Annotated in this window: 7 protein-coding genes; all 7 read right to left on the reverse strand. The window is 43.2% G+C overall.

All coding sequences use genetic code 11. The annotated features are described in order from the left end of the window. Positions 1-5 precede the first annotated feature (5 nt). Complete coding sequence (locus ACQRBH_RS15315) at positions 6-707, reverse strand: response regulator (protein WP_427762350.1); 702 nt, start codon at positions 705-707, stop codon at positions 6-8. Continuing rightward, positions 700-2,145 carry a sensor histidine kinase gene (locus ACQRBH_RS15320; RefSeq protein ID WP_427762351.1) on the reverse strand — a complete coding sequence of 482 codons (1,446 nt, stop codon included), beginning with the start codon at positions 2,143-2,145 and terminating at the stop codon, positions 700-702. Before ACQRBH_RS15320 ends, ACQRBH_RS15315 begins: the two co-directional genes overlap by 8 nt. A 20-nt stretch (positions 2,146-2,165) precedes the next feature. Then, positions 2,166-2,630 (reverse strand): hypothetical protein, encoded by a 465-nt coding sequence (locus ACQRBH_RS15325; RefSeq protein ID WP_427762352.1) that lies wholly within the window; start codon positions 2,628-2,630, stop codon positions 2,166-2,168. A gap of 65 nt (positions 2,631-2,695) precedes the next feature. Then, the gene (locus tag ACQRBH_RS15330) at positions 2,696-3,322 is read right to left on the reverse strand and encodes a hypothetical protein (RefSeq protein WP_427762354.1); all 627 of its coding nucleotides are present in this window, start codon (positions 3,320-3,322) and stop codon (positions 2,696-2,698) included. A 186-nt stretch (positions 3,323-3,508) separates the two neighbouring features. Continuing rightward, positions 3,509-4,105 (reverse strand): potassium-transporting ATPase subunit KdpC, encoded by a 597-nt coding sequence (gene kdpC, locus ACQRBH_RS15335; RefSeq protein WP_427762356.1) that lies wholly within the window; start codon positions 4,103-4,105, stop codon positions 3,509-3,511. A gap of 55 nt (positions 4,106-4,160) precedes the next feature. After that, positions 4,161-6,233 carry a potassium-transporting ATPase subunit KdpB gene (kdpB, locus tag ACQRBH_RS15340; RefSeq protein ID WP_427762357.1) on the reverse strand — a complete coding sequence of 691 codons (2,073 nt, stop codon included), beginning with the start codon at positions 6,231-6,233 and terminating at the stop codon, positions 4,161-4,163. A 46-nt stretch (positions 6,234-6,279) separates the two neighbouring features. After that, positions 6,280-8,082: a potassium-transporting ATPase subunit KdpA gene (gene kdpA / locus ACQRBH_RS15345; RefSeq protein ID WP_427762359.1), complete on the reverse strand. Its 1,803-nt coding sequence runs from the start codon at positions 8,080-8,082 to the stop codon at positions 6,280-6,282. Between the last annotated feature and the right edge of the window lie 27 nt (positions 8,083-8,109).

Raw genomic sequence — 8,109 nt, forward strand, 5'->3', positions numbered from 1 at the left:
AGACACTACTCCTGCTTAACCATACAATACCCAATCCCTACATGTGTCTGAATACACTTATTGGAACTGTCTTTCTTTTCTATTTTTTTCCTCACAGTTGCCACATGAACCCTGAGTGAAGCAATGTCTCCCTCCAAAGAACTTCCCCATATTTCCTTTGTGATGTGGGTATGGGTCAGCACTCTTCCAAGGTTTTTCGCCAACAAGCATAAAATTTTATATTCAATCGGAGTCACATGAATCTCTTCCTCTTTCACATATACTGTCTGCATTTGATAATCAATTGTTAAGCTACCATTATGAAAGACAGGAGTTCCGCCCTGCTGATTATTTTGTATGTACTGAATCCTTCGATAGTTTCCTCTGATTCTGGCAAGAAGTTCTGCTGTTGAAAATGGCTTGGTAATATAATCATCAGCCCCTGCATCCAGCGCATCAATTTTATCTTTATCTTCACTTCTGGCACTTATCACAGTAATTGGGACAGTAGACCAGGAACGTATTTTCTTAATCACATCAATCCCATCTATATCAGGAAGTCCCAGATCCAAAAGAATCAGTTCCGGTGACTGCGTTGTTGCCTCGATAATCGCTTGCTTCCCATTTTTTGCTACATGATATTTATAATTTTCCGTCTCAAGAGCGGTGGTAATCAGACTGCGAATAGCAAAATCATCTTCTACCACCAGAATATTTGAATTATTCATGAATCTCTACCTCCTCAGCAGGCACCGTAAAATCAAAAACGGCACCTTTCGGTTTATTGTCATAGACCGTTATTCTTCCTCCATGTGCATTGATAATTGATTTACAGAGAGCAAGCCCAAGACCCAGACTCCGTTTCGAATCTGTTATTTCATTATTTGCCGTATAAAACATTTCAAAAATATGCGGTTTATCTTCATCCGGAATTCCCTTTCCAGTATCTGCAATCTGCACATGGACAAAACTTTTTTCTTTCTTTGTAGATATCACAATCTCTCCACCTGGAGGAGTATAATTCACTGCATTATCTACAATATTGATAATTACCTGAAGGATCAGTCGTGAGTCCACATTAACGAGCTGCATTTCATCTTCCATATTGACCCGTATCACAAACTCTCTGCTCTTCCTGCTGATATGCTTCAGCGCTTCTTCGATCAGATCTTCCAGCATATCTGCCTGTTTTTTTATCTTCATTCCACCATCTTCAATTCTCGTAACAGACAAAAGATTTTCTACCAGATTCAGCAGCCAGAACGAGTCATCATATATATAAGAATACACTTTTTCTTTTTTGTCCTCATTTAACTTTCCCTGAAGAAGCATATCCGCATTTCCACAAATACTGGTAAGCGGAGTACGGAGATCATGGGAAATGGACCGCAGAAGATTTGCTCTCAACTTTTCACTATTTGCCTTTTCCGTTGCAACCTCTTCCCTGGTCCTTAAAACTTCCCGCTCCATAACTGTCGCCGACTCGGAAAGGATAGCCATTAACATATTACTCTCAAAAGCACCCAGTATCTCTCCGTCCTCAATTTCAATCCCAACAACAGCATACACCGCATCAAGACTTCTGACTGCAAGATAATAACATGCAGCTTCACTCAATGTTCCCGTAGTTGCTCCTGCCCGTTTATTGTTCTTAAATACCCATTCAGCTACTGCATGTTCGTTTTCGGTAATCAGTCTGATTTGATGAGATTCATCCTTCTCACCGTTTGCATTATATATCACAGGAGAGCCCAGATGTTCCCCCTCCAGTCCATAGTACACCACGGTGTGGCCAAGTACCTTTCCCAACTGAGTTGCCATTGTATTTCCTATTTCTTCTATAGTTTTTCCATTTTGCAAAAGCTGGTTGGTATCCAGGATGATCTTTGTACGGTATGCAAGTTTTGCCAGTTCTCTTGCCTGTGTTTTCATTTTCAATGCAATATTGCTTGTGATAAGGGCTGCGATAAAGGAAATCGCAAAGGTAATCGGATAACCCGGATCATAAATATCCAGAGAAAACCTTGGGTCTGTAAAAAAATAGTTAAATACCACTACACTCGCTGCAGACTGCAGGAAAGAAATCGTCCGGCTTGATGTAATAATCGCAGTAATCATAACTCCCAAAATATATACTGTTATGATATTGGTATCGCTGAATTTCATTTCATAAAAAACAAATCCTATCACAGTTGAAAAAAGCAACAGACCAGTGCACTCAGCATATTTTTGATTGTCATTGTGTGATCCATACTTCTCCGGAGCTTCTGTTTTTCTTTCTCCATCTTATTGTCAGGAATAATGTAAATATCTATATCAGGTGCATACGCCGCAAGCTTATCTGTAAATGTGGGTTTATGAAAAAAGCTCTGGGAAGGAACACTTCTTCCTGTGACAATTTTGGAAATGCCCGAGTTTCTTGCATATTCTGCGATCAAAAAAATATCATCTCCACATACCGTTTCTATTTTTGCCCCCAGTTGTTCTGCCAGATGAATATTTTCTTTCAGGCGTTTTTTATCTTCCTGACTTCTTTTCTCTGCATTTGGTGTTTCTACATAAAGCCCGACCAGTAACCCGCCAAAAGCCTTTGCCATTCTGGCAGCTGTCCGGATAATCTTCGGATTCGACGGAGACGGCGAGATTCCCACAAGTATCTTCTCTTCCGTGTAGTACTCGCCGCCTGCCTCTTTTTTTGTCCGTTCTGTGACAAGATTTACCCTGTCAGCTGTTCTTCGCAGTGCGAATACACTTTTCCTTCTTTTAACCTTTGCAGCAGATCTTCTGGCTCAAGATCCACAAGCTGCACCTCATCCGCCATATCAAAAGCGGAATCCGGAATTCGTTCTTTCATTAAAATACCGGTAATTGATGCTACAATATCACACAGGCTTTCAATATGCTGTACGTTGACCGTTGTATAAACGCTGATCCCTGCTTTCAGGATTTCTTCCACATCCTGATATCTTTTCTGATGGCGGCTTCCTTCTGCATTTGTATGCGCATACTCATCTACCAGTACTACCTGCGGACGTCTTTTCAAGATAGCATCTATATCCATTTCTTTCAATTTAATCCCATTATAATCAACCTGTTTTGCAGGAACAGTTTCCAATCCTTGTGCCATCTTCATAGTTTCCGGTCTGGCATGGGGTTCCAGGTATCCAATCACCACATCTATATTATTTTTCCGCAAACTATGAGCAGCTTTCAGCATGGCATAGGTTTTTCCTACTCCTGCAGCATATCCGAAAAATATTTTCAGTCTGCCACTGCTTTTCTTTTCTTCTTCTCTTTCTATATCTCTCAGGATTTTATCCGGATCCGGTCTTTCCTTGTCCATAATGATCTTCCTTTTCTATCAAGAATGCCACCGGCATTCTTGCTGCGTGGAGCGTGTCAGCATTACTGACATGATACATCTGCGCGCCTCTACAACCCGCCGGAGGCTTTATCTCAGTCTCCTAGGCTGAGATGAAACAGAATCAGGCCCAGTGCATATTGCTATATCCCTGAGCCATCCTGCCTGTTATAAAATTCCTTCCAACATCAGATTTACTTTCAATACATTGACTGTTTCCTCTCCGAAAATTCCTAATATTTTGTGGTTGGTACATTTGTCAATAATACCCTGAATCTCATCTTCCGTCATTTGATTTGCTTTTGCCAGTCTTGGCACCTGATACTCGGCTGCCGCCACTGATATATCCGGGTCAAGCCCGCTTCCGGAGCAAGTCACCAGATCTTCCGGTATCTTCTCTGTGTCCGCATCCGGATTTGCCTCTTTGATTTTTTTCACACGCTGTTCTACCAGTTCTTTGTATTCCTGGCTCTCAGGACTTATGTTTGATGGACCGGAATACATTTTTGTATTGCCATCCCGATCGGTAAAGGCAGATACATTCATGATTCTGCCCCACATATATTCCTCTCCGGTAAATTCCTGCGCTAAAAGTTCACAACCATATTTCTTTCCATCAATTTCAATCACACTGCCATTGGCTTTATCTGAAAAGAAGAGCTGTGATACTCCCGTAACAACTGCGGTGTATAACACACCGCAGATCAGTGTCATTGCCAGTACCATACCGACAGCTTTCCCGAACACCGTTCCTTTTTTCTTCATAATATTTTACCTCCTGTGACTTTCATTTTCCTGATTTTTTTCAACACCATATTTCTTATACAAGATGGAAAGCTACCAGCAGAATATCAATCAATTTAATAAAGATAAACGGAGTAATAATTCCTCCTAACCCGTAGATTAACAGGTTTCTGGACAGCAGTTTACCTGCAGACACTTCCCTGTATTTTACACCTTTCAGTGCCAGCGGAATCAGGGCAATGATAATCAAAGCATTGTAGATGATTGCGGAAAGCACTGCACTTTGCGGACTGTAAAGTCCCATGATATTCAGTCCGGCAAGCCCCGGATAAAGTCCCATAAAAAGTGCCGGGATAATCGCAAAGTATTTCGACACATCATTTGCAATACTAAAGGTAGTCAAACTTCCTCTGGTCATCAGAAGCTGTTTTCCGATTCTTACAATATCAATCAGCTTTGTTGGTGAGGAATCCAGATCCACCATGTTTCCGGCTTCTTTTGCCGCCTGTGTTCCACTGTTCATGGCAACCGCTACATCTGCCTGCGCCAGTGCCGGTGCATCATTGGTTCCGTCACCGGTCATGGCTACCAGATGTCCTTTTTTCTGGAAATCCCGGATCATTTGAAGCTTTCCTTCCGGAGTTGCTTCTGCAAGGAAATCATCCACACCTGCCTCTGCTGCAATCGCAGCTTCTGTCAAAGGATTATCACCAGTGATCATAATTGTCTTAATCCCCATTTTACGAAGATCTGCAAATTTCTCCTGTACACCGTCTTTGATGATATCTTTCAAATAAATGACTCCCAACACAATATGGTTCTTTGCCACAACCAGAGGTGTTCCGCCTTTGGAAGAAATCTCTTTCACGATCTGGTCACACTGAGGAGAATAAATTCCTCCACCCCTTACTACATACTCCTTAATCGCATCTGCAGCTCCTTTTCGAATTTCTGTTCCGGCAAAATTGACTCCGCTCATGCGGGTCACAGCGGTAAACGGAACAAATTCCATATTTTTATCAGAAAGATTTCTTTCCCGGATTCCAAACTTCTCTTTTGCAAGCACTACAACGCTTCGTCCTTCCGGGGTCTCGTCTGCCAGTGAGGAAAGCTGTGCCGCATCTGCCAGTTCTTTTTCCGAAGCACCGTCAACCGGAAGAAAGGCATCTGCCCGACGGTTTCCCAGTGTAATCGTTCCTGTCTTATCCAGCATCAGAATATCTACATCACCGGCAGCCTCAATGGCTCTTCCGCTCATCGCCAGTACATTCGCCTGATTCAGACGGCTCATGCCTGCAATTCCGATTGCAGAGAGCAGGGCACCGATGGTTGTAGGTGCCAGACAGACCAACAATGCGACAAGCGTCGTAATGGATGTAGGATTCGAGATACCTGCCTGCTTTGCGGAGAACATGGAGTAAGTATAAAGTGACATGGTTACCATGATAAATACGATGGACAACGCAACAAGAAAAATCTGCAATGCAATCTCATTCGGAGTTTTCTTACGATTTGCCCCTTCTACCATGGCAATCATTTTGTCCATAAAGGTTTCCCCTGCTTCACTGGTAATTCTCACCACAATCCAGTCAGACAATACCGTTGTTCCACCTGTCACGGCACTCCGGTCTCCACCGCTTTCACGAATGACCGGTGCAGATTCACCGGTAATTGCACTTTCATCCACAGAAGCAGCACCATCCACCACTTCTCCATCACCTGGAATCTGTTCCCCTGCTATTACCAGAACAAAATCGCCTTTTTTCAGGCTGGTAGACGGAATGACTGTAATCCTTTCTTTCTGATCCGGTGACGGTATCTTGTGGGCATCTACGTCTTTCTTCGCTTTCCTTAAAGAATCTGCCTGTGCCTTACCTCTTCCTTCTGCAATCGCTTCTGCAAAATTTGCAAACAATACCGTAAACCACAGGATCACTGCAATCGCACAGGTATATCCGGTCGGTGCATCTCCGATTCCGAAAATCAGAGAAATGAGCCAAAGCCCGGTAGTCATGATTGCCGACAGGTAAACTAGAAGCATGACCGGATTACCTGCCTGGGTTTTCGGTTTTAACTTGATAAATGAATTTTTGATTGCCCTCATCACCATTTTTCTATCCGAGAGGGCAGTTTTTTGCTTTTCTGCCATTTTTGATTCCTCCATACGATCAAAATAGTTCTATTGTTCCGGACTTTTATCCAAAGAACTCCGCAATCGGCCCCAGTGCCAGTGCCGGGAAGAAGCTCAAGGCACCAATCAGCAGCACGATTACAATCAGCAGGAATACAAACATTCCATTACTGGTAGATAAGGTTCCTGCTGTAACCGCCAGTTTCTTTTTCTGTACCATACTTCCTGCAATTGCAAGGATTCCTGTAATCGGGAGAAATCTTGCCAAAAGCATTGCCCCGCCAAGGGTAAGGTTTAAAAATGGAGTATCTGCACCAAAACCGGCAAATGCCGAACCGTTATTTCCTCCGGCGGATGAATACGCATACAACATTTCTGAGAAACCATGTGCCCCGGAGTTATTCAGACTTTCTGCAACCGATGGAACCGCTGCTGCTATTCCACTGAATACCAGAATTGCGATTGGTGTAGCAAGGCATACCAGGACTGCCCATTTCATTTCATAAGGCTCAATCTTCTTTCCCAGGTATTCCGGTGTTCTTCCAACCATCAATCCTGCAATAAATACCGTCAGTATTGCAAAGCCAAGCATTCCGTAGAGACCACATCCCACACCCCCGAATACCACTTCACCAAGCTCCATCAGAAGCATAGGGATCATTCCGCCAAGAGGTGTGTAACTATCATGCATAGAGTTTACGGAACCATTTGATGCTGCTGTCGTCCATGTTGCCCAGGTGACAGAGGAACCGATACCAAATCTTGCTTCTTTTCCTTCCATATTTCCACCAGCCTGTCCGTCAGTGGAAGTATCTACATATTGATTTTCCATGAGTGCTGTGGATGCGGACTGCTCATTCACAGCAGTAACTGACATTGCCGCAATTAACATCAGAAACATTGCCATAAAAACTGCAATTCCCTGTTTTTTGTCTTTTACATCACGGCCAAACGAGAAGCATAATGCTACAGGTACCAGAAGCAAAAACAGCATCTCAAGTAAATTGCTGAACCAGTTCGGATTTTCCAGCGGATGTGCAGAGTTTACACCATAATATCCACCGCCATTGGTACCCAGCTGTTTAATAGCAATCTGACTTGCCGCAAAACCAAGAGGAACGATTTCCTCTGCAACAACTTCAGCATCCTCTACAACCTTTCCATCTACCGTTACTGTATCCCCGTCAATCCTGGCTCCTTCCAGATAATTACCATCGGAGTCAAAAGCAACCGGATCCATCAATTCTACAGATTCTGCAGCTTTCCATGTCTGTGGCACACCCTGAGAAGCAATAATAAGTGCACCTGCCAGAGAAAGCGGTATTAAAACATACAGGGTGGATCTTGTCAGGTCTGCCCAGAAATTTCCCACACCTTTTCCTTTTACTCTGGTAAACCCACGGATCAGAGCATATAGAACTGCAATACCAGTAGCCGGTGTCACAAAATTCTGAACTGTTAGCCCCAGAGCCTGGGACAGATAGCTGAGCTGTGATTCTCCACTGTATGCCTGCCAGTTTGTATTAGTCATAAAACTGATCGCCGTGTTCAGAGAAAGATCCCAGCTCATTCCCTCTACATGCTGCGGATTAAATGGAAGGAATTTCTGAAATACCTGCAATAAAAACAGTACCAAAAGGCCAAATCCTGAAAATACCAGTACACTTGCCAGATACTTTTTCCATGACATATCCTCTTCCGGATCAATATGTAACACTTTATAAATTCCTTTTTCACACGGTGCCAGAATTCTGGTCAGAAAAACCTTCTCTCCATTCATTGCCTTGCTGATGTATGTTCCCAATGGGATTGCCAGCAAAACAAGCACCGCCAGATAAAATACATACTGTATGATCGTTCCCATCACATTTTTTCTCCCTTCATTAAGATTACA

It is taken from the genome of Bariatricus sp. SGI.161, assembly GCF_050313695.1.
Classification (GTDB): Bacteria; Bacillota; Clostridia; order Lachnospirales; family Lachnospiraceae; genus JAFBIX01.

What these genes read in the sequence shown, in the direction of transcription:
- ACQRBH_RS15315 (WP_427762350.1), bottom strand. Translation starts at nt 707, where the DNA reads ATGAATAATTCAAATATTCTGGTGGTAGAAGATGATTTTGCTATTCGC.
- ACQRBH_RS15320 (WP_427762351.1), bottom strand. Translation starts at nt 2,145, where the DNA reads ATGAAATTCAGCGATACCAATATCATAACAGTATATATTTTGGGAGTT.
- ACQRBH_RS15330 (WP_427762354.1), bottom strand. Translation starts at nt 3,322, where the DNA reads ATGGACAAGGAAAGACCGGATCCGGATAAAATCCTGAGAGATATAGAA.
- kdpC (WP_427762356.1), bottom strand. Translation starts at nt 4,105, where the DNA reads ATGAAGAAAAAAGGAACGGTGTTCGGGAAAGCTGTCGGTATGGTACTG.
- kdpB (WP_427762357.1), bottom strand. Translation starts at nt 6,233, where the DNA reads ATGGCAGAAAAGCAAAAAACTGCCCTCTCGGATAGAAAAATGGTGATG.